The 21215-nt window shown below is 66.7% G+C and carries 14 protein-coding genes and 1 tRNA gene; 5 read left to right on the top strand and 10 right to left on the bottom strand.

Features of this window, described 5'->3' with window-relative positions:
* Nucleotides 1–35: 35 nt before the first annotated feature.
* Entirely contained in the window at nucleotides 36–1052 is a 1017-nt protein-coding gene (locus INN71_RS04100) for an ion channel (protein WP_301799740.1), read from the bottom strand.
* Between the two features lie 404 nt (nucleotides 1053–1456).
* Between INN71_RS04100 and INN71_RS04095 the strand changes: the two genes are divergently transcribed.
* Nucleotides 1457–2563, top strand: a complete 1107-nt coding sequence (locus INN71_RS04095; protein ID WP_301799739.1) for a tyrosine-type recombinase/integrase — start codon at nucleotides 1457–1459, stop codon at nucleotides 2561–2563.
* 92 nt (nucleotides 2564–2655) lie between these two features.
* Here the strand turns inward: INN71_RS04095 and INN71_RS04090 are convergent, their stop codons facing one another.
* The 5 genes from INN71_RS04090 to INN71_RS04070 are packed head-to-tail and all read right to left on the bottom strand — an operon-like array spanning nucleotide 2656 to nucleotide 12751.
* The gene (locus tag INN71_RS04090; protein WP_277500016.1) at nucleotides 2656–3522 is read right to left on the bottom strand and encodes a TIR domain-containing protein; all 867 of its coding nucleotides are present in this window, start codon (nucleotides 3520–3522) and stop codon (nucleotides 2656–2658) included.
* A gap of 11 nt (nucleotides 3523–3533) precedes the next feature.
* Nucleotides 3534–5111 carry a hypothetical protein gene (locus INN71_RS04085; RefSeq protein ID WP_277500015.1) on the bottom strand — a complete coding sequence of 526 codons (1578 nt, stop codon included), beginning with the start codon at nucleotides 5109–5111 and terminating at the stop codon, nucleotides 3534–3536.
* Nucleotides 5080–6219 (bottom strand): DUF3320 domain-containing protein, encoded by a 1140-nt coding sequence (locus INN71_RS04080; RefSeq protein ID WP_277500014.1) that lies wholly within the window; start codon nucleotides 6217–6219, stop codon nucleotides 5080–5082. Before INN71_RS04080 ends, INN71_RS04085 begins: the two co-directional genes overlap by 32 nt.
* Entirely contained in the window at nucleotides 6219–9653 is a 3435-nt protein-coding gene (locus INN71_RS04075) for a type ISP restriction/modification enzyme (RefSeq protein WP_277500013.1), read from the bottom strand. Before INN71_RS04075 ends, INN71_RS04080 begins: the two co-directional genes overlap by 1 nt.
* Nucleotides 9650–12751: a helicase-related protein gene (locus INN71_RS04070; RefSeq protein WP_277500012.1), complete on the bottom strand. Its 3102-nt coding sequence runs from the start codon at nucleotides 12749–12751 to the stop codon at nucleotides 9650–9652. The genes INN71_RS04075 and INN71_RS04070 overlap by 4 nt, the downstream gene beginning before the upstream one ends.
* Nucleotides 12752–12922: 171 nt before the next feature.
* Between INN71_RS04070 and INN71_RS04065 the strand changes: the two genes are divergently transcribed.
* The 4 genes from INN71_RS04065 to INN71_RS04050 all read left to right on the top strand — a co-directional run bounded on the left by INN71_RS04065 (nucleotide 12923) and on the right by INN71_RS04050 (nucleotide 15806).
* Nucleotides 12923–13291, top strand: coding sequence for a hypothetical protein (locus INN71_RS04065; protein ID WP_277500011.1), 369 nt, complete (start codon nucleotides 12923–12925; stop codon nucleotides 13289–13291).
* Nucleotides 13288–14250, top strand: coding sequence for a hypothetical protein (locus tag INN71_RS04060; protein WP_277500010.1), 963 nt, complete (start codon nucleotides 13288–13290; stop codon nucleotides 14248–14250). Before INN71_RS04065 ends, INN71_RS04060 begins: the two co-directional genes overlap by 4 nt.
* A gap of 102 nt (nucleotides 14251–14352) precedes the next feature.
* The gene (locus INN71_RS04055; RefSeq protein WP_277500009.1) at nucleotides 14353–14751 is read left to right on the top strand and encodes a helix-turn-helix domain-containing protein; all 399 of its coding nucleotides are present in this window, start codon (nucleotides 14353–14355) and stop codon (nucleotides 14749–14751) included.
* A gap of 83 nt (nucleotides 14752–14834) precedes the next feature.
* Nucleotides 14835–15806, top strand: a complete 972-nt coding sequence (locus INN71_RS04050) for a DUF3039 domain-containing protein (protein ID WP_277500008.1) — start codon at nucleotides 14835–14837, stop codon at nucleotides 15804–15806.
* A gap of 475 nt (nucleotides 15807–16281) precedes the next feature.
* Here the strand turns inward: INN71_RS04050 and INN71_RS04045 are convergent.
* The 4 genes from INN71_RS04045 to INN71_RS04030 form a co-directional block, all read right to left on the bottom strand.
* Nucleotides 16282–16355 (bottom strand) — tRNA-Met (locus tag INN71_RS04045).
* 80 nt (nucleotides 16356–16435) lie between these two features.
* On the bottom strand, nucleotides 16436–19501 hold the full coding sequence (locus INN71_RS04040) for a UPF0182 family protein (RefSeq protein ID WP_301799730.1): 3066 nt from the start codon (nucleotides 19499–19501) through the stop codon (nucleotides 16436–16438).
* On the bottom strand, nucleotides 19498–20133 hold the full coding sequence (locus tag INN71_RS04035) for a PPA1309 family protein (protein ID WP_277500006.1): 636 nt from the start codon (nucleotides 20131–20133) through the stop codon (nucleotides 19498–19500). Before INN71_RS04035 ends, INN71_RS04040 begins: the two co-directional genes overlap by 4 nt.
* Nucleotides 20130–21185: a PDZ domain-containing protein gene (locus INN71_RS04030; protein WP_277500005.1), complete on the bottom strand. Its 1056-nt coding sequence runs from the start codon at nucleotides 21183–21185 to the stop codon at nucleotides 20130–20132. Before INN71_RS04030 ends, INN71_RS04035 begins: the two co-directional genes overlap by 4 nt.
* Nucleotides 21186–21215 lie beyond the last annotated feature (30 nt).

Below are 21215 nucleotides of genomic sequence, written 5' to 3'. Positions count from 1 at the left end.
GGGACGACGAGGCGACCGGCGCCCGCGCCGGCCGGTCAGGGCACGGGCCAGGACCAGCCGTCGCTGAGGACGAGGCGGTGCAACCGCACCCGGCGGTCGGCCTCGGCGTCCAGCGCGGCCCGGAGGATCTCCGTCGCCACGAGGGGTACCCCGGCCTCGCGCAGCGTCTCCAGTGACGGCGCGGGCGGGGGCTCCACGTCACGGGGCCAGCCCGAGTCGGCGGCGGCGGAGAGGTAGCGGCTCAGGGCGTACCGCAACGGCCGCAGCGCGTTGGCGTCCGGGCGCTCGGTCTCCGGCACGCCGTGCGTCAGGACGGTCAGCGCCTCGTCGAGCTGCGCCACCGCGGTCGGGGCCGCGAGCGCCGGGCGGCTCGAGTGGAAGTAGTCGAGCGCCGGGTAGGCGAGGTGCTGCTCGGCCGAGGTGGCGACGGCCGGCAGGAGGCCGATCAGCTGCTGCTCGAACATGTCGCTGAACCGGTCGCCGACCCACGCGCGGGCGACCATCTCGGGGGCGGTGTCGCCCAGCGCGTGGATCTGCACGGCGAGGGCGCGCCGGGAGACGACCGCCGACACCACGGAGATGAGGTAGGTGATCGCCAGGGTGACGATGAAGAGGCCGCAGAAGCTCGCGAGGGCCGTCACCTCCCGCCACTCGGGGTCGTGGGCGACGAAGTCGCCCGTGCCGAGGGTGAACAGCGTGAAGCCGGTGAAGTAGACGACGTCGGCCGCGCCCGCGGGGACCCGGGTCGTGGAGTCGACCACGCTGCCCGACCCGGCGAGGACCAGGGCCCATCCCGTCCACAGCAGCAGGACCCACGTCAGCACCGTGCCGACGAGGAGGACCGACCCCACCCCGGTGAGGAACGACGACTCGTCGTCCTGCCGGTGCCGGCGTACGGCGACACGCCAGCAGACCCCGACGACCCGACTGGTGAGTGGCCCGGCGCCCGCCGACACCGACAGGGTCGTCATCAGGGCGTCGACGAGGACCCCGAGGACGACGAGCGCGCCGGCGACCACCAGCAGGACGTCGAGCGGTGTGTTGTCGAGCACGGGGAGTTCCTCCGGTCGGTACGACGGGTGGGCGGACCCCCGGTACCCGCGCGCGACCGACCCGGCGCGGTGGACGCCGGCGCCCGGAGCCGCGGTGGGCGGGGGGACATCCGGACCCCGGAAATGACTCCGGCCCGGGGAATCGTGTTCGATTCCCGGGCCGGACCTTGTAGCGGGGGCAGGATTTGAACCTGCGACCTCTGGGTTATGAGCAGTTCTCGCGGCGTGTCGCGGCACCTGTCGCTGAGCGGCAGATTCGCGTAAACTCGCAGGTCAAAGGCCACTTTTGATTCCACTGCCGTCCGTGTCGATCCAGCGCCATCCGGCAACGTTTGCGGACAAATTGCGGACGAGGGAGGTGGACTTACACCGCGAAAGAGGTCGCTCCAGGAAAGAGGTCGCAGATGGCTTGGGTCAAGGAACGACACGGTGCCCGCGGCACCACCTACACCGGCTGCTACCGCGACCCCGACGGCCGCGAGCGGTCGGCCGGATCGTTCCCGTCACGCCGCGAGGCACTGCGGGCTGCCCACCGGGAGGAGCAGCGGGTGCTGTCCGGCTCCTGGCACGACGCGAGCCAGGGCGAGAACACCTTCTTCGACTATGTCGAGAAGGAGTGGCTCCCCCACAAGCACCTCGAGGTGACGACGCGGGCCTCCTACGTCTCCTACCTGAACAAGCAGTTCTATCCGGCGTTCGGGAAGAAGAAGCTCAACAAGATCTCGCCGATGGTGATCCAGGACTGGGTGACCACGGCGTACGACGAGGGTCTCTCGCCGCGCTCGATCAAGAAGTACCACGTCTTCCTGTCCTCGATCTTCCGTCGGGCGGTCCGCGACCGGGTCCTCGTCTACAACCCGTGCGACCACACTGAGCTGCCGAAGGTGATCGCGCGGAAGTCGCGGACCCTGACGCCAGAGGAGTTCGAGCGACTCGTCGCCGCGGTGCCAGTGCAGTACCGGCTGATGCTGGAGACGTTCATCGAGACTGGCATGCGCTGGGGCGAGCTGATCGCGCTGCGGCCTCGCCACATCGACTTCCTGCGCCGCACGATCAGCGTGGAGGAGACGATCGTGGAGACCTCGAAGGCCCACTCCCCCACCGGCGAGCGCTTCATCGTCAAGCCCTACCCGAAGAGCAACGAACCCCGCACCTTCGGCGTTCGCCAGGCTTGGCTCGATGCGATCGCCGAGCACATGCGTGTCAAAGAGATCGGCCGCGACGACCTGCTGTTCACCACCAAGGTCGGGACGCCGATCTCCCGAAACAGCTTCCGAACCCGCGTCTGGCTTCCCGCAGTGCAGGCCAGCGGCGTCGACTTCCCCGTCCGCGTCCACGACCTCCGCCACGCGCACGCTTCCTGGCTGCTGGCCGGCGGATCGGACCTCGAGTCGGTTATGGACCGGATGGGCCACCACCAGATCCAGACGACGCAGAAGTACCTCCACGCGTTGCCCGACGCCGATCAGAAGAACCTCCACGCGCTCGAAGCGGTCCATCGGCGCTCGTGAGCACGGATGTACTGGGTCGCCCGGTACGTCGAGCTCGTATGGGACGCTCAGGTACGCGTCGCGAAACTAAGCCGGACGGGCCGAGACCGACACTACGGACGGACAGCCTCGGCCAGGGCGTCCGCCAACTCGTCGACGGTCATCAGCGAGGTGTTGAGAGTCAAGATCCCAGCGAGCAGGGGCGACTGTGCGTGCACTTGATCCTTGGTCACTCGATGCCAGACCGGCAGGATGAGGTTTTCGCCAGTACTCGTCTTCTTGCTGAACAGGGCATCGAGTTCCGCCTGCGTCCACTGCTTGGCGAAGAAGTCCGGCGAAAGGATGACGACGCCGAACCGAGCGCGGGCAATCCCCTTCTCAATCTCTTGGCGGATGCTCAGACCGCCCTTGATCTTGATCTCGTCGAACCAGACAGAGAGACCGCGTGCTTCCAGCGCTCCCTTGAGGGGCCGCGCAACTTCGTCCTTGTCCTCACTCGCGTAGGACAGGAAGACATCGTTCTCCGATACGAAGGGCTCGAACGCGCGGGGCGAGAGACCGCCGGGATGACGATCGGGAGCGAAGGGTTCGCGCGGCGGATCACCCAGGCGGCGAGGTGGGGCGAACTGGCGAGCAGCAGCCGCGTTCTGCTTCTTGATCGCATCGAGCGCCTTCTTCTGGCTCGCCTGCTGCTCCTTGTCGTACTTCCCCTGCGCCGTGGCGATCTTCTTTTCGACGTCAGCGAGCTTCTTCTCCAGGTACGATCGCTTCTTCTCGCCTTCGTTCGCTGCCTTCTCAGCCGACTCGGCCTCGCGCGCCTTCGACCGCCTTGTGGCGTCCGACTTCGTCTTGTCGGCGGCAGCGCGAGCGGCGGCAGCCTTCTTCCGCTTGTCGGCGACGGTCGCCGACGCCTTGCTGATCTGCGTCCGCAACTGGATGGCCTGCTCGCGGTACCGGCGCAGGTCGGACTCGGCCGTCATCAAAGTGCCATTCAGTTCTTGGACTTGTTGGGGACCAGGTAGTGCGGGCCAACTAGTCCGACGTGGACCTTGCCCGTTGAGCCGCCGGTGTCGTCATGGAAGTACACGCGTGGCGCGAGGTTGCCCCCGCCCTCCGAGACCTTCAGGTGGGCGAGCATCGTGATCTCCCCCGATGGGTCGACCGCCGAATCGACCTTGAAGATCCGAGTCCGGCGGAGCTTGTCACTGTTCTGGACGGTCTCGCTCTCGCTCATCGAGAGTTTTTTCGTCGTCGCGGGCCAGCCGAGCAGCGGACCCTCGGCGCACCACTCCCAGAAGCCGCCCTTGTTCCACCCGTTGGAACGGTCCTCGGCGTAGGCAGCCAGTGCGCGCAGCCCTCGCCACGTCGTGTTTCCCCAGGCGAATGAGTTCGGCGCGGTGTCGATGTCAGCGAGGTCCCGTGGCGCCGAGTCGGGGACGGCGAGCCATCGCGACAGGTAAGTCTGGGCAGCCAGTACGGCCTCGGATGTGTCCTGTACTTCGTCGGGGATGGCCGTCGTGATCTCGTGCTGCGTCCCCCAGAGGATCTCGCCCAGTCCTCTCGCAATCAGCGCCTCCTTAAGCCGGGCGAGGTGACCATTGGCCTTCGCAAGGGCCTTCTCCAGTTCGCTGTGGTCGGCGATGGCGACATCTCGTTCGAGTTCCCACTGCTGCCGTGCTTCCTCGAGCTCGGCCGCAGGGACCATTCCGTCGAGGGCATCGGCAGGAAGACCGGTCTGCTCGGCGAAGACAGCGAACACATCGGGCACGCGTCGACGCGCGGACAGTTGCGTTACCGAGTAGACGATCCGATCGATCGTCGCCTGAGTCGCGTCGTGCAGACGGGCCCGCTGGTAGTACCGGTGCCGCCAACCATCGGCGTCCGGCGTTACCGGATGTGGCGTGTAGACCCGGATTCCACCGCCCCAGACGGCGAGACCGCCGAGCACATCCTTGAAGGCCGTGACGGCATCGTTGTCGAGCGTGACGACGACCGCCACCCCTTCGACGCGCGTCGCAATCCTGTTGGCCCACATCAGCCACCGACCATCGTGTTGGCCACCCGGCTCAGAACACACGATCAGCGGCAGGGTTCGGTTCGGGGCGGCCAGCAGGTCGGTGAGGATGGCCATGCCTGCGGCAGGAATGGCTTGCGGCTCGGTGAGGAGCGCGCTGCCACCAAGTGATGGCTTACCTGCCACCGCCAGCAACTCGTGCACGATCTTCGGCCGCCCTACCGCGACGCGGAGTGTGAGGTCGTCAGACTCCATGCGGTTCTCGACGAGGGCGTGGGTAACTGCATCGTCGGCGACCACCCTGATAACAGTTGTCCAGACAGCTGCATCACCCGGCTTGTGGTCGCTGGATCTGAGCTCGAACGCGGTAGCGCCAACAGGCCGGTAGTCGATGCGACGATGGCGGCCTTGCGAGACCTCCAGATCGGTCTGCCCTTCCACGAGCGGTTCGGGATCCGATGTCTCCTGCGCCCACGCCGCCGTGCAGTGGCGGAGGTCTTCGAGACTTGCGGCGGGGGTCCTGTCAGTCCATACGGCGCGGTAGAGAACGCTCACAGCAACTCCTTCGCTCTGGCGAGGTGCCCCGCGACCTGTTTGGTGCGCGCCTGCGGCCGAAGGTCTGGAGTACGGCGACGTCGAGATCCTCGTCCGAGATGTCGGCGTGTTTCGCCTTGACAAAACGAGCGGCATTGGCGATCTCGACGGGGCTGATGTAGACGAACGGTCGGTCGGCGGTGCTGTCGTTGGGGCGGAACTCGGCCCACGTCGCCGGGTCGATCTCGCGGGGCCAGACGAACTTGTCCTCGTCGACAAAGAGACCGGCCTGCCTGATTTGGTAGGCGATCTTCTTCTCACGGTTCGCCCGGACGCGCTGTAGTCCGAACGACTGAGCGGTCTTGTCCACGAGTCGATCGAGATGGATCGGACCCTCGTACGTCGCGATCTCGACGGCGACTGCGCGCACCTTCTCCTTAGCCACCTTCTTGGGCAGGTCATCGAGGACCTCGACCCCGCCCACCGGAACGACAGTCCATGGCTCGAACTCCAGGCGCTTGCTGCCAATCACGCTGGGTTCGCGCTCCAGCACTTCCGGGTCGGGGATCACGACCTCGGGGTTGCCAGCGCCCTCGGCGTCGCCGGGCGTGGGAACCTCGGCACGAGCTGGAGCGGGCGAGGCGGGTGGCGTGGCAGACGCTTCGGCAGCCTGCTCGGTGACTCCCGCTTCCACTGCGAGTGCGGCGAGCGCCTCGTGACGAATGCTCCGTGCATCCTCCATACCGTCGTCGTTGAAGTGCTCCAGGAGGCGGACGCAGAAGTCGTTGGCGCGGAACGCTTCCTCGACCGAGAAGTCGTACATGTGCGCCATCTGCTTGCGGACAATGCGGAGTTCGTTGCCGATGGTGCTCACTGCGCGCTGCCTGTCATCAAACGGGTAACCGAAGTCGCCGAGCCGCTCGGTGAGCATTCGGAGCTGAGCCTGGAGGTCGTAGGTCCAGTGCTGGTAGCTGCCCGAGAAACCCTTCTTCTGGTCGAGGAGGTCGAGCACCACTGTCCACGGGTGGCCGCCGAGGTTGGGTGCGAGCTTCGCGGCGATGATCGGATCGAGCCTCTTCGCGAGGTGGTCGAGCCCTTCCTTCACCGACAGGTTGGGCTTGAAGCTCATCAGAAGATCACCTCGCCCTGCGTTCCAGGAAGCATCCCGTCCTCGAAGAACAAGGCGGCGTCGTCAGATGACGTGCCGCCCTTTGGCGGCTTGCGCAGAGCGTCGGACACGGGAGGCAGTTCGTCAGCGGGAATGAGCGGGCCCGCAAGGATCTGCTCCAGCAAGGCAATTCCGTCAGGCACGATCGCGAGAGTCTCCTTGATGGCGGCGACGATCTCGACGAGCTCATGGCTCCACTCAGGCGCCCAAGCAGCGGGTCGGATGTGGTCGAGCGGTGAGGCGCTGGAAGCCGCGCGGCCAGCCGGCTTCGACATGCGGTAGCCAAGCCACTTGGGGATGACGTCCATTCCGCTGACCTCGAACGTCCAGACCTCTTCGGGCACGCCGGTGAGTACTCCGTCGGCGACCTTCAAGGTCTCGGTGGGGGCATCGAACTTTATGTCTGTCTTCGCCTCCGGGAGGCGCGACGGCTCGGGCTGCCACTCGATGCCCGCGGTCGGTAGCGTGCCAGCGCCGAAGCGCTCGCCGAAGGTCTGGAGCCACATCAGCTTCTCGCCATGTTGCGACATCCGCACGAACAGCCCGGGTTCGGCGGTGAGGGGCACCCGGGGGCCGGGCGTCTCGAGGGCGTCGTGGAACCGCTCGGTGTAGTCGGTGCCAGCAAGTACCCCGAAGGTGTAGGCGAAGAGCAGTTCGACGGTGACCTTGGCGCCGAGCTTGTCACCGAGGATCTCGAGCGCCGCCGTGTCCGCATTAGGTGTGCCCTTGGCGTCGCGGTACAGGGGGACGATGTCCTTGCCGCCGTAGGAGCCGCGGAAATGATGCTTGTCTGGCACGGCCGTCGTCAGGGTGGCGGCCGGTCCGCCGCCGAGACTGGTGGTCGTCATGGTCGTGAGGAACACCTGCTTGTTGGACAGAGATGCCCAGAGCGACGGGCTCTCGGTCTTAGCGAGGCGAGGGTCCTCGAAGGTCCACTGCCGATCGAACGAGCGCATTCCGAAGCGGACGATGGGTTCGTGAGCGTCGCCTGGCTTGAGGTCGACTAGCTTCGTCATGCCCGGCACCTTGGTGGAGATGCTGCGACCGGTCTTCGAGGGCGCGAAGTACTTCAACCGCTCGCCGGGCACATTCGTCGCGACGAATTGCTCCCATCGCTCCTCCAGCAACTCCTTCGTCGGGGCCACCGGCCAGGTGCGGCTGATCATCGACCCCGGCTGCTGCCACGGAAAGAGGTCGATCACCTTGGGACACGCCGCCCAGTCGGCACCGCCTGCAGTGGGGATCAAGGGCGCGTGCCAGTCGGTACTCGCTTCAAGGGTGGTGAGCGTGGTCTTCCCAGCGGCGAGATCGGTGAGCGCGGCGAGCTTCTCGGCCCGGGTGCCCCGGTAGCTGGCGTACCGCACCGGCGCCGGCTTGCTTCGATCTCCGTTGCCGTGGCGGACGAGGGTGACGATCGCGACCGGCGACTCGATGTCAAAGACGTTCTCGTCCTTGCGGGTGCCCTTGTTGTCGCCGTGGAGGTCGACGACGGTGATTTCGTCCGCCACCTCACGGGCGAGTCGGCGCAGGCCGAGGAATCCTGGTCCGTCGAGCCACGACGAAGCGGTGATCATCGAAACGACGGCCGGCCCGGTGTTCTCCTCGAAGACCTTCCAGATGGCCCAGCGCCAGAAGTAGACATAGAGGTTGTACAGGCTGGCGTGGGAACTGAAGATGACGTGCTTCTTCGCATCGTCGAAGATGTCGTCGAACAACGACCGGGATGCGCCTTCCTGCAGCGCCGTGATGAAACCGCCCGTGCCGTTGCTCTCGACGCGGTCGTAGGGCGGGTTGCCGATCAAGACGTTGTGGTTCCAGTCGTACTTGACCTCATCGGCGTGTGCGCCCTCGGTGCTGATCGGGTCGGCGAGCGCTTCGATCACCTGTGGGTGCTTGGCCCCCAGCGTGTCGCCGAGGTAGATGGGCAGGCGTGCCTTTGCCCGGAGATTCTCGGAGATGTCGAGTGAAACCTTGAGGTGGCTGACGGCGTAGGAGGCGAGCGAGATCTCGCATGCGGAGGCATGTGCGAGCGCGGCCGCCTCGCCGCCCTCCTTGTCGTTGCGCTTCGCCTGGCGCAGCCATTCGACGAGGAAGGTGCCGGTCCCGTTCGCGGGGTCGAACATCGAGACCACTGCGTCGCCAGCGTTGGCGCGCTTGGGGATGTCGATGTCGGGGTTCGCTTCGACGTACTCGGCCCAAGTAGTGGCGTCCGCGACACCAAGCGGCAGCCCGAACGACTTCAGCGCGTCGTCGACGGTCTTGACGATGTAGCGCACGACCGGAAGGGGCGTGTAGAACGCGCCCAAGTCCTTGCGCTGGCCTGGGTCGTACTGTGCGAGGAACTCCTCGTAGAAGTAGACGACGGGATCGTCGCGCTGGTTGTCGGCACCGAAGTCGGCGAGCAGCTCGTCGACGTCCGTGACCGCGAGCTGCTCCGCAAGCTCGTTCAGCCCCAGCTCATCAACGTCGATGACCCCATCGGAGTCATCACGGAAGCGCGAGTAGATCGCGTCGAGGAACTCGTTGTCGAACTTCAGGGCGGAGACTGACTGGTCAGCCTTGAACTCCTCGGGGTGCGCGATGCGCGCGGTGAGCAGCCCGTAGACCATCGTCTGGGCATAGACATCCGCGAACCGGTCCGGGGTCAGGTTCCCCAGCAGCTGCTCGCGGACGTCGTTGAAGAGGGCCCGGATCGGACCGCCCTCGGTCTCGACCTCGTAGAGCGCACGAACTTCGTCGCGGACGTCCTGAGCAACCTCAGCCATGCGGGCCGATAGTGCCTTGGCTGACCGGATGCCCTCACGGTAGCCCCGAAATCCCTTGCCGAATTCCGGACTCAGGACGATCTTGGGGCCATTCGGGGAATTCCAGAACAGGTCAGGCACGCCACGGCGTACCAGGAGGTCAAGTCGGGCCGAGGTCGGCTCGTTGCTCCAGGAAAGGACATTGAGAACGCGCTTGCCGTCTTTCTCGCGGAAGTTGACGACGTGCAGGAGGTGCTCGTTGCCTTCGGAGAGGCAGAAGAACAACAGGTCAGGAAGATCCCATTGGGCGTGGGTGCCGCTGCCCTTGCGGGCGCGCTCGTTCTTGACGAGACGCTGTACGAGGCGGCGGATCGCGCCGACTGGTAAGCGGCCGCCGTCGAACTCCAACACCCAGACGCCAAACGCCTGATCCTTCTTAAGCTGCGGAATCTGAGAGATGTGCTTGAGCCTCGCGACCTTTTCCGGATCAAGGTGGAGCTCCTCCGGTTCCCACTCGAGTTGGAGGTCGTCCCAGGTGAGGCCGTCGGGGATCGGCCAGTCGAGGCCGTCGAGCAGCAGGGTCAGGAGGTGGTCAGTTGACTTCGGTGCGGCCTTGAGAAGTTGCCGGAGGCGGCTCTCGTTGGCAGTCATCGCACTTCCATCCAGCAGATCGTCTTCGGCGTCGGAGCATCCATCGGCAACTGGGTCTCCTTGCGAAGCCTCTTGGTCTCGTTTCTCTCGAACTCGCGCAGCGCTGGGTACAGCTTCGAGCGGTCGCTGAACGCGGCGGGCGGCGTGCTGGGTTCGGCGACGATCGCTCCGTCGACCGCGTGTAGGGCGCGCTCGACGCCCTCGGCAGTACGGAGCGCCCACTCGATCTCACCCGGTTCGATCGTCCACTCGGCCTCGCTGTCGTCGTCGGCCGCCTTGGTGAGCACGGGGACGCGGCGGCAGATGAACACGCCGGAGGGCTTGCCCACCTTGGCCGTGGAGATGCCATCGGGCAGGCGCGTGACGAGTTCGTGCAGGTTGGGGTTCTCTCTGACCAGGTTGAGCCACTTGAGACGTAGCTCTTCGATGGGGGCGACGTCCCCGTTGTACTCGTCCTTGAATGCCTGGAAGACCTTCACGTCGTCGTACACGTCGGACTCGTCGATGAGCTTGCCGCCCGGGATACCGAGCGTGCTGGAGATCATGAGCGTCTTGCTCTGGACGCGGCTGTACAGCGTGAGCAGAGTTTCGATCTCTGCCGGAGGCAGGAAGTTTCGGATCTGGATGTGGCCGCGCGACTTCTTCGCTGAGGGCCTCTCCTTGATCAGTTCCTTTTCGATCTGTGGGTTCATCCGGCGATCGACGCGACCGATGCGCTGCATCAGGCGGACAGGGTTCCAATGGATGTCGTAGTTCACGAGAAGGCTGCCGTCCTGGAGGTTCACTCCTTCACTCAGCACGTCGGTGGATACCAGTACACGGAGTGGCGCGAGCTTCTTGCGGTCGGCTGCGGAGACCTTGTTGTAGAAGGGCGCGAACCGCTTGATCATCGCGTAGCGGTCGTTGCCACGTGTGCCGTCGATGCGATCGACGTCGACCAGGCCATCCTTTCGGAGTTGCTCCTCGAGGTAGCGGGCGGTGTCCGCGAACTCGGTGAAGACGATCACGGGCTCGTTGCGGAACTCGGGCGTGAAGACGGCCTTGTCCAACTTCTCCTTCGACCCCTTGGACTGACCGATGAGGAGGTCGCGGAGGCTGAGGTACTTGTCGTCCACGCCTGCGCCACCCAGGATCAGATCCATGAAGCGCGCGAGCTGATCGAGATCGTCGAAGGCCGCGTCGATCATGTCCTGCAACCTGTACTCACCGCCGACGAGGTAGTAATCGAGTTCGTTGAGCTCCTCTTCGGTGAGGTCCTCCTCGCGCCACACCTCATCCAGCGTTGCGCGGTAGCGGTCGTGGATCGCCTGGAGTGTCGGCTCATTTGCGGCACGCCAAATAGTCAGCCGGCTCTCTTGATCCGGATCCACCTTCGTATTCACGTCGAGCCAGCCGAGTACCTTGGCCGACAGGTCGAGGCAAGAGCCCGCGAATGCGGCGAGGCTCGATTCGAACCGCTTGAGGAAGATGGTGCGGATGAGGGCAACCACCTGCCGCTGGCGGTTCTCCGCTCGGGTGTCGACGTCCTTGTTGGTCGAGAACGCCAAGGGGTAGTACATCGGCAGCACGAAGAGGGGGGTGGCGCGGCTGAAAGCGTTCTGCAACTCGGTGAAGAGCGGGGAGTAGAGCGTCCCGAACTCGTAGGGCACAACTCGGGGCACCTGTGTCTCGGGGAAGACGACCTCCGAGCCGCCGACGACCTTGGAACTCTCGACGGCATACTTGCGGCTGTTCTGGTGGATGATCGACTGGAACAGTTTGTCCTTCGCCATGAGATCCGCGATCGCAGTGGCATCTGGCACTGCCGTCTTGAACGGCTTTTCGAGGCTGACGACGTACTTCCGCAGGCTGTTGATACCGATGCTCGCGAAGTGGCTGTCGGCATCGACCCCGGTGAAGAGCTCAGCCTGGTGCACAAGGTCGAAGAGTGAGTTGTTGATTGGGGTTGCCGTGAGAAGGAAGACGGTCTTCCGCCTGCAGATCTCGTGCATCCGCCACCAGCGCGATCCCCATGGGTTCTCGTCCGTCGGGTTCTTGCCGTGGTTCCGGAAATTGTGCGCCTCGTCGATGATGATGACGTCGGCGCGCTTTGCCAGATGCTCGATCTCGTCGGCACCCTTCTGTGTCGTGAGGTCGGTGTGGGCTCGGACGAGCACGTTGGAGAACTGTCCGAACAGCTCGGGCAGCTTCTCCTTGAGCTCTGGGTTCCACACGGCGTCCTGGCCGGTCTTCGTCGCCATGATGAGGACGTTCTTGCGATGGCGCACGGCGAAGTACTCCGTCAGCATCAGCCCGACGAACGTCTTGCCCAGTCCGACGCCGTCGGTGAGAAAGCCACCGTTCCACCGTCGTGACATCTCGATCAGCGAGTGGAATCCCTCCTGCTGGTAGGGCGCGAGCAGGGGGTAGATGACGGAGTCGGACTCCTCCCACGACTTGTCGGTGGGATCGACGTTCGCGGTCAGCGCGTGCAGCGCCTTGGCGTAGACCTCCAAAGGGGTGAATTCACGCACATTGTGTTCAAGCACGGCGAGCAGCTCGGGGTTGACCGGCGTGGCCTCGTCCCAGTGGCTCTCGTACCACTCTTGGAGGTCGGCCACCTCGGGACCCTGGAACTTCACGTTCAGCTCGACGTTCTGGGTCAACCCGGGGCGGGTGAAGTTGGAAGAGCCGACGAGCGCTGCCGAGCCGACGACCTTCAGCTTGCTGTGGGTGATGTAGGCCTTCGCATGGAACTTCTTGGGCTTGTAGACCCGAATCTCGATCTTGCCGGCGCGGATGCCGTCAACGACGGCGTCCACCCCGGTGAGGAAGGCGTCACCGTTCTGTCGTTCCTCGAGAATGGAGGTGTCGAGGGCGGCTGCAATGGCGTCGGCTGTGGTGCGGCTGGTGTCGCCCCCGATGAGAAGGCGGATCTTCTCAACCTTCTGCCAGGCACCGTCGAGCGCGAGGAACGCTCCGATCTCGAAGTGACCGGTGGCGATGTCGATCGCCGAGCTGATGTCGCACCACTCGCGGACGTACTGGAGTGCCTTCCAATCCTCTGCTGTGTTGTCGACAATGAACTGATCTGACGTTGCCACTCGGTTTCCCTTCACTCCCTCGCTCCTCTCGAAACTCTATGGGGCCGGCCCGACAGAATCAGGAGAACGCAGGTCCTGGGCACGCAATTGCCGAACGCCCATGACCCGGCACGTGCCCGCTGTGCGGCGGACCCATTGAGGTCGGCGGGGCGGATCTTCAAGCTGCCCGCCGGGCGTAGCGGAAACGTGACGACCTGGGTCTGCTGGACCTGTCGTTCGCCATCCTCAGCCGGTACGCCGACGGCGGACAGCATCCGCCGCGAGCTTCAACATCGACTCGCGCAGCACAAGTCGCCGTCCATCAACAAGGGCGGGGCTGCCGTGCTGGCCGAACTCCTCGAGCGGGCGGTCAACGCAGGCTCGATTCCACAGGGGTTGGCGACCCTCGCGCGGGTCACTGAGCTCCGTGACCTGCTCCGAGAGGCAGTCGACTGGCGTGAGCCGGCGAATCTCTGCCACGAGCACGCGCTCATCGCCGTCATCGCGATCGACCAGCTCGTGCGAACCGGCGCCGTGAGCGTCATGGCCCGGACACTCGACAGGCCACACCCTTGAGCGAGCCCACGATCCGGCACGTCGGCGAGCATGCGTCGCCGGAGGCGATCGAGAACGCCTACGAGTGCATGAACGTGACCGACCCCGCGGTGCTGCAACGCTGGTCCGATGAGGAGACGGACTTCGAGCTCCTCTGGGCCGACGGCACCGGGATCGTCGTACGGACCGAGCACACGATTCTCGCCTGGGGCGGTCGCTTCGCGCCCGCCGGCGGGCATGCCGCTTTCGAGGTCCTTGAATGGGCCGCCGCTCACGACCGTCCGTGGGCCGTCGGCGGGACCCTGGTCCAAAGCGGAGCTCCGACGATCATCCTCCCCCGCTTGGTCAGCGACGGCTCCATTCCTGACCCAGAGGCTGTCCGTGCACTGGTGGCCGAGTGCGGACACCTGGACCCCGAACGGCAGTACGTCGTGATCGACCGCCGACCGAAGGTGATCGACCACTCCGGCATCGGCTGGACGACCATCGCCGAACATCCCCGCAAGAGATCCGCCGAGCGACCACTGCTCCTGATCGACGTCGACGGCTTCCTCTCGCCCTACAATCACCGGGACGAACGGCTCCCCGGGTTCACCGATCTGCAGATATTGAGCCACATGCAGGTCCACCTTTCTGGCGCACGGCGCCTCTTCGCCCTCGCCGACAGGTACGACTTGGCCTGGGCCACGACCTGGAACGAGGGAGCGAACGGCGTCGCGCAACGCTTGGGCCTGGCGTCGCTGCCCGTGGTGCCACTCGACGCCACGCGAGCACTGGAGGACGCGCCGTTCGAGAGCCCGAAGGCGAGTGCCATCCTCGCCTACGTCGGCGACCGGCCGTTCGCGTGGCTCGACGACTGGAACACGCGGAGCGACGCGATGCGGCTGCTCCGCGGCCACGATTGCCTCATCATCCGGATCGCGCCCCGCAGAGGCATCGAGGACCATCAACTCGAGGCGCTCAGCACGTGGGCGACGTGATGCACAACGCAAGGATTTCGATTGCGTCGGACCCCGAGCTAACCTAGTGTCATCTGTGTCATCTGAATCACCTGTGACACTACCTCCAACGTAGGTGCACCCATGAAGACTCTTGAGACCTCCAACATCCCTGCCGACCAGCTCGACGAACTCGACAAGTTCGCCGAAACCGCTGGTCCCGAGCTTCGCGATGTCCTGATGAGCCTGAGTCGTTGCGTGCGCGAAGGCGACGACGTCGTCGTCGTCATCGACGGCTCTCAGACCGTGACACCCAGCCAAGCTGCCGAGCGACTCGGCATGAGCCGCACGCACCTTTACAAGCTGCTCGACCGCGGAGAGATCGTGTTCCATCGCGTCGGCCGCGATCGTCGCATCCGCGTTCCCGACCTGCTCCAGTTCGAAGAGCAGCGCCAGCGCGACCGCCGTGAGCTCGCCGAGCGCTTCGCCCACCAGCGCCAGACCGCTGCCGCCGCGACCGACGAGATCGCCGACCTGCTCTGACTTGAGCGGGTCTGGCGATCTTCGTCGGCACCGTTCGGCAAGATGGGCGGGTGCACAACCGTCGAGCCCGTCCCACGCTTCGCGTGCTCAAGGAGGACCTGACGTCGGGCTGGGACTCCCCTGTCCCGCAGCGAAGGATCGCAGCCGGGCAGCACAGCGAACTGCATCCGGTGAGCGAGCTGCCACACCCGATCATCGCGAAGGCAACCGAATCCTTCGGTCCGGACGCGGCGCACGACAACTACGTGGGTCCGGTCGCCAGCGCGGCGCAGCTGCGACTCCTCGAGATCAAGCAGTCACAGTGGCGAGGCGGCGTCTGGCAGGACGACGAAACCGGCGTGTGCTGGCTAGTCGTCGCCGGCCTGGCCAAAGGCGGGCACCAGGACCGCGACGACTTCTACCAGCGCGTCCAGCGTGAGAACGACTCTGGCGACATCAGCGACTGGCTCCCCTCCAAGGACGACATTCGCCTACTCAAGCAGGAGACGGCAGCCCGTCTGATGACAGAGTGGGAGCTCGGCGTCCAAAGGCTCGTCAGGGACGTCTTGCGCACCATTCACGAAGGAGGCGCCGCGCAGCTGGCGGTCGAGCATCCGATCCCCGGCAAGGGCGGGCTCGCCCAGGTCGAGATCTCGGTAATCGCCGTCAGGGACGACGACTACGTGGCCGATGAGGTCGTCGTCGAGATCGTGCCAGCCGCAGGATTCGCATGGAGCAACCTGATGTGGCAACTGACTGCTCGAGTCCTGAACTCCATCGACCCGCCAGAACAGCGCTGGGACCGATACAAGGACACGTACTCCAACATCGGCGAAGTCGGGGCCTGGACTGAGCGTCTCACTGCGCTCGATGAACACGTCCGCTCGGGCACGTTGGCCACATCCGCGCCAGGATCCGTGAGCCACTTCAGCCATCGAAAGCACCTGGCTGGAAGCACGATCGAGGGCACTGCCGTGCGGGCGCTCTGCGGCACGTTCTTCGTGCCGACCCAGGATCACAAAGCCCTGCCCGAATGCCCCACCTGCTCCCAGAGGTTCGCCGAGCTTCCGGGATAGGAAGACAACTGGTCCGGCGCGTCAGATCCGGTCCAACAAGTCCTCGAGAGCCCGCAGCTCATCCAGGGCCTCGCGCTGCCTGGCAACTCGCTGCGCACAGAAGACATCCAGATCGGCTTCCCGGATGATCACGCCGCCCGCAGAGGGACGGCCAACCAGGATCCTCTGGCCGAGGAGCCCTTCGACCGACGGTCGCGGCAGGCCGAGGCGGTCAGCGGCCTCATCGAGCCGAAGCCATTACTCCCCGTCGCCGTCCATGTCGTCATCATGGCTCTGCCACCGGAGTTCGGCCGCGGACATTTCACGGACGAGATTTCCCAGTCCGTCCACTCGGATCCACGCAGATCCACGGCCGTCGGGACCGACGTCACACGGCAACGACTGCGGACAGGTTGCGGACAAGCGCCGAAAACGCGAATCAGGGGCGGCTTCCGGATCTCTCCGGAAACCGCCCCTGACCTGCTGTTTCTTTTTGTAGCGGGGGCAGGATTTGAACCTGCGACCTCTGGGTTATGAGCCCAGCGAGCTACCGAGCTGCTCCACCCCGCGTCGGTGAACAGAACGTTACGCGACCACCCGCACGGTGCCAAATCGGGGGTGGGTGACACCGGTCACCCACCCCCGACCGGTCACTCCGTGGGCTCGGCCGACGGCTCGGCCGGCTGCTCCGTGGCCTCGGCCGACGGGTCCGCCGTGGCGTCCGCGGAGGGCTCGCCCTCAGCGGCGGCACCGGCACCCGGCAGCTGCGCGGCGAGCTCGAGCGCGTCCTCGATCAGCGCCTGCGCGTCGCGGATGTTGTCCTGGTAGGTGCCCAGGTCGCCCTCCTCGAGCGCGGCGTCGGCGGCCGCGAAGAGCCGGTCCGCCTCGCTGAGGGCGGTGGCGATCCGCTGCTCGACCGTGCCGGTCGGCTCGGTCGGCTCCTCGGGAGCGTCCGGGTCGTCCGGGTCGAACGGCGGTGCCACCGGTCCGTCGTCCAGCGAGACGCCCAGGACGTCGCCCAGCGCCTGCGCCAGCGTCTGCCCGATGCCGACGTTGTCGTCGCCGAACGAGACGGCCACGAAGCGGAGCACGGGGTAGTTGCCGTCACCGGCGGTGCGGATCGAGTAGAGCGGCTGCACGTAGAGCAGGCTCTCCCCCACCGGCAGGGTCAGCAGGTTGCCGAACACGGGCCGGACCTCGCCCTGGCGGTACGGGAACAGCGCGTCCGTCACGCCCTGGTCGGACTGGATCTGGTTGGCGATCTGCCCGGGACCCGCCACCTGGCTGCTGGAGCTCAGGCGCCGCACGCGGAACTCGCCGTACGTGTCGGAGGAGGCGTCGCCGTCCACCTGCACGAAGGCCGCGAGGTTCTGGCGGTTGGCCGGCGTGTAGACGCTGGTGAGCGAGAACGTGTCCGGCTCGACCTGGTCACCCGACGGCACCGAGAGCCGGTACGCCGGCTGCAGGCTCCGGTCGTTGTTCGGGTCGACCGGCACCTGCCAGCGGTCGTTGCCCTCGTAGAAGTCGCCCGCGTCGTCCACGTGGTACGACGCCAGCTGGAAGCGCTGCACCTTGAAAATGTCCTCGGGGTAGCGCATGTGGTTCAGCAGGCCCTCGGGGATCTCCGAGCGCGGCTGCACCGTGCCCGGGAACGAGTCCATCCACGACCGCAGCATGGGGTCGTCCTCGTCCCACGCGTAGAGGGTGACCGTGCCGTCGTACGCGTCGACGGTCGCCTTCACCGCGTTGCGGATGTAGTTGATGTCGTCGGTCGGCACCGTCTGGAACGGGTTGTCGTTCTGCAGCGCGTCGTCGGTCATCTCGTCGAACGACTCGCGGTTCGACAGCGGGAACTGGTCCGTCGTCGTGTAGCCGTCGACGATCCAGACGACCTTGCCGTCCACCACGGCCGGCAGCGCGTCGCCGTCGACCGTCAGCCACGGGGCGACCTTCTCGACCCGGCGGCCCGGCTCGCGGTCGTAGAGGATCCGGGAGTTCTCGTTGACCCGGTCCGACAGCACGATGTTCGGCTCGCCGAACTTCACCGCGTACAGCAGCTTGTGGAACAGGCCACCGACCTCGACGCCGTCGGCGCCGTCGTACGTCGTGGTGGTCCCGCCCTCGTTGCCCCGCGGCAGGTCGAGCTCGACGTCGTTCGCGCCCTCGCTGCCCTTGCCGACGATCGAGTACGACGGGCTGTTCTCGCCGAAGTAGATACGGCCCTCGTAGCCGTCCTCTCCCGAGATGTCCGTGAGGTCGCCGACCGGCGGAAGGTCGCGCTCGGCCCACGCCGGGGCCTCCGGCACGATCGTCGCGTTGTCCGCGCGCTTCTGGTTGCCGTAGGCGGCGATGACGCCGTACCCGTGCGTGTAGACGGTGTGGAGGTTGGCCCAGTTCTGGCTGCCCTCCGAGATGCCCGCCTGGTTCAGCTCGCGCACGCCGAGCACGACGTCGCGCTCGATGCCGTCGATCTCGTAGGTGTCGACGTCGAGCACGTCCGAGACCGTGTAGTAGCCGCGCACCTGCTGCAGCTGCTGGAAGGTCTGCGGCACGACCGCCGGGTCCACCAGGCGCACGCCGCCGCTGTTGGCGACGGTGCTGGCCAGCTGCGCCCGCGAGTCCTCCGACAGGTTCGTCAGGTCGGTCTCGGCGTCGAAGTCGTCGATGTTGACGTCGTCGATCCCGTACGCGTCCTTGGTCGCGGCGAGGTGCTTCTCGATGTACGGCGCCTCCCGGTCCGCCTGCGACGGCAGCACCTGGAAGCGCTCCATGATCGCGGGCCAGATCATGCCGAGCAGGATCGAGGACAGCACGAGCAGGCCGAGGCCCACGCTCGGCAGCATCCACGTGCGGCGCCAGACGTTGAGGAAGAAGAGGATCGCGCAGATCACCGCGATGCCCATGAGGATGTTCTTCGCCGGCAGCACCGCGTTCTCGTCGGTGTAGCCCATGCCGTCGATGTAGCCGCCGGTGCCGGTCAGCAGGTCGAAGCGGTCGAGGTAGTAGTCGAGCCCCTTGACCAGGACGAGCAGGCCGACGAGCACGGAGAGCTGCACCTGCGCGGCGCTCGAGAGCTTGTCGGTCGCGGCCTGCAGCCGGATGCCGCCGAAGAGGTAGTGCACGACGACCGCGCCCATGGCCGAGACGACCAGCATGGCCAGCACGAAGTCGGTGACGAAGTGGAACCACGGCAGGTCGAAGACGTAGAAGCCCAGGTCCTTGCCGAAGTAGGGGTCCGTCTCCTCGAAGGACTTGCCGTTGCGCCACAGCAGGAAGTTGCGCCACTGACCGGCGCCCGAGGTGCCGGCGAAGACGCCCATGAGCAGGCCGATGACCACGAGCAGCCACCGGCGTACCGGCGTGACCGCCTCGCGGTAGCGGTCGAGGCTCGTCTGCTCCGGCGAGGCCGGGCGGAAGACGGGCCGGAAGCGGTAGGCCAGCCACATGCTGGTCGTCACGGCCGCGGCCATGAGCAGGCCGAACACGGCGAACAGCGCGATGCGGGTCCACACCAGCGTCGAGAACACGTCGGAGTAGCCCACGGAGTCGAACCACAGGCGTTCGGTCCAGAACGACGAGAAGCCCGCGAGCGCGATGAGACCGGCGACCACGACTCCCGCCGTGATGAGCAGTGCGCGCGAACGACCCGAGGGGGCCGGTCTCGTGCGCGGGCCGCCGCGGGGCGGCCGGGGGCCGGAGTCGAAAAGGTCGCTCACGTGTCTCGGTTCTCCTCGTCGAGGGTGGTGGCCAGCAGCTGGACGAGTCCCGGCACCAGGTCGGGTCCACCGACCACCGACTGCTCGTCGTCGTGCGATCGCATGCGCAGGGCGCAGTACGCCGCCCCCGCTCGCGTGACGCCCACGACCATGCGCACCTCTTGGCGCAGGGGGTGGGCGCGGGCGAAGGCGTCGGCCTCCGCCGGGTCCTGGGGGATCTCGGGGTCGACCTCGGGCGGCAGCACGAGCCGCTCGAGCACGGCGGCGCACCCGGCGACGGCCGGGGGCCACGAGATGTCGGCGACGGCGCGCTCGAACGCACCGGGCCCGCCGGGCAGCTCGTCCTGCTCCACCGGGGTCAGCGACCCCTCCGCGCTGGCGTCGTCGAGGCCGGCGCTGGCGGCCAGCTCGGGCGCCTGCGCCACGAGCAGGCCGGTGTCGACCAGGGCGTAGAGGCGGGCGGGCTGGTCCCAGCCCGCCGTCGCGGCGTGCGACTCCAGCTCGAGGACGGCGGCGGCCAGGGCCGGGTCCGTGTCGAGCTCGGCGGCGAGGTCGCGCTCGAGCGCGGGCGCGTCGTCGGCGCCCGGGCCGGGCTGGTCGGGCTGCTCGGGGCGGTCGGTCTGCTCCGTCACCGGGTCACGTCCTCACAGGTCAGCACGTCGGCGTCGACGTCGTCAGCGAGCGCCGTGAGCGTCTCGACGGCGCGGTCGAAGGTGTCGATGGCGACGAGGCGGACGTCGCCGTTGGCGGCCCCCAGGGCCTCGCCGCAGTTGTCGACGGGCACGAGGAAGACCGCGGCCCCGTCGTCGCGGGCCCCGGGGATCTTCTGGGCGATGCCCCCGATCGGGCCCACCTCGCCCTCCGGCGAGATGGTGCCGGTGCCCGCCACGTGCAGGCCGCCGGTGAGGTCCCCGGGCGTCAGGTAGTCGTAGACGGCGAGCGCGAACATCGTGCCGGCGCTCGAGCCGCCGATGCCGGCCGGCGGGGTCAGCCGCACGGGGAAGGGGAAGTCGTAGCCCTGGACGGGGGTGATCCCGATGACGGCCCGGTCGTCCTCCTCCACGGGGACGATCTCCACCTCGCGCTCCTCGCCGTCGCGCTCGACGGTCGCGGCCAGGCGGGCCCCGACCCCGGCGCGCTGGACGACCTCACCGATCTCGGCCGGGGCGGTCACGGCCCGACCGCCGATGCTGCGCACGACGTCCCCCGGCTGCAGCAGGCCCTCGGCCGGGTAGCCGACGCGCACGCCGCCGACCTGCACGTTGGCCGTGAAGTCGATGTCGAGGGCCGCGAGGGCGACGGCGATCGAGACGTCGACCGAGCCCGTCATCTGGGCCGTCGAGATCATCTCGCTGGTCGCGTTGTCCTCGTCCTCGTCGTACACGCTGTCGTAGGGGCGCACCGCCGCGTCGGGGTCGCGCCACGCCGAGAGGGCCTGCACCAGGGCCAGCTGCGTCTCCGGGCGGGTGATGCTCGCGGTGGTCATCCGCAGCTCGCCGGACTCCGGCGGGAAGCTCTCGTGCTCCTCGACCTCGACGATCGGCGTGCCGTCGCTCTCGCCCAGCAGGTCGGCCGTCGTGCCCGGGTAGTAGGTGACGAACGGGGCGGGGAGGAACAGCGCGGCGGACCACAGCCCGACGACGAGCGGCACCGCCACGACGCCCGCCAGGGTCCGCTGCTTCATGGGCCCCACCCTCTCAAATGGCCGCAAGGA

The organism is Nocardioides sp. ChNu-153 (genome assembly GCF_030466625.1).
Taxonomy (GTDB): Bacteria; Actinomycetota; Actinomycetes; order Propionibacteriales; family Nocardioidaceae; genus Nocardioides.
This window is presented reverse-complemented; position numbering and strand designations above follow the sequence as displayed.

What these genes read in the sequence shown, in the direction of transcription:
- INN71_RS04095 (WP_301799739.1), top strand. Translation starts at nt 1,457, where the DNA reads ATGGCTTGGGTCAAGGAACGACACGGTGCCCGCGGCACCACCTACACC.
- INN71_RS04090 (WP_277500016.1), bottom strand. Translation starts at nt 3,522, where the DNA reads ATGACGGCCGAGTCCGACCTGCGCCGGTACCGCGAGCAGGCCATCCAG.
- INN71_RS04080 (WP_277500014.1), bottom strand. Translation starts at nt 6,219, where the DNA reads ATGAGCTTCAAGCCCAACCTGTCGGTGAAGGAAGGGCTCGACCACCTC.
- INN71_RS04075 (WP_277500013.1), bottom strand. Translation starts at nt 9,653, where the DNA reads ATGACTGCCAACGAGAGCCGCCTCCGGCAACTTCTCAAGGCCGCACCG.
- INN71_RS04055 (WP_277500009.1), top strand. Translation starts at nt 14,353, where the DNA reads ATGAAGACTCTTGAGACCTCCAACATCCCTGCCGACCAGCTCGACGAA.
- INN71_RS04030 (WP_277500005.1), bottom strand. Translation starts at nt 21,185, where the DNA reads ATGAAGCAGCGGACCCTGGCGGGCGTCGTGGCGGTGCCGCTCGTCGTC.